This window comes from Vibrio sp. 811, assembly GCF_033339195.1.
This window is the reverse complement of sequence record NZ_JAWOUB010000632.1, coordinates 1-598: the sequence shown is the minus strand read 5'-3', so window position 1 is coordinate 598 and position 598 is coordinate 1. Positions and strand designations below refer to the sequence as shown.

Here is a 598-nt window from a genome sequence, read left to right as displayed (position 1 = left end):
CTGGTTACCGTCTAACAGAACTACGTCGTTTCAAACCGCTAGCGGAGGATTAAACGATGTTTGAACGTTACACTACGCCATCAAAACTTCGCCACAAAGGCATTATGGGCATGAACAAGCGTAACCATAGCTACATTGGTCGCTATAACGATCGCTCTAAATACCCATTGGTGGATGACAAGCTAAAAACCAAGATCATCGCTCAAGCTGCAGGGGCAACCGTCCCTGCCCTTATCGGCGTGATCCACAACCAAGCAGAAGTAAAAACCATCCACAACATGGTAAAAGACTGGCCGGGTTTTGTGATTAAGCCAGCTCAAGGCAGCGGTGGTAAAGGTATTTTGGTGGTGACATCGCATAAAGACGGTGTGTACACCAAACCTTCTGGTGCGACAATCAACAAAGAAGAAGTGGAACGCCACATCAGTAATGCACTGGCAGGGCTGTTCTCGCTCGGCGGTAAGAACGATGTTGCCGTGGTTGAGAACTTGATTAAGTTTGATGACTGCTTCGATGGTTTCAGCTACGAAGGTGTGCCAGACGTACGTATCATCGTATTTAAAGGCTACCCTGTCATGGCGATGATGCGCTGCTCAAC

The 598-nt window shown here is 48.0% G+C and carries 1 protein-coding gene; it reads left to right on the top strand.

Going from position 1 to position 598, the window contains the following annotated elements; genetic code table 11:
* Positions 1-56: 56 nt before the first annotated feature.
* Positions 57-598: alpha-L-glutamate ligase-like protein (locus tag R7Q46_RS28515; protein WP_318078488.1), on the top strand; the 542-nt coding region annotated here is incomplete at its 3' end.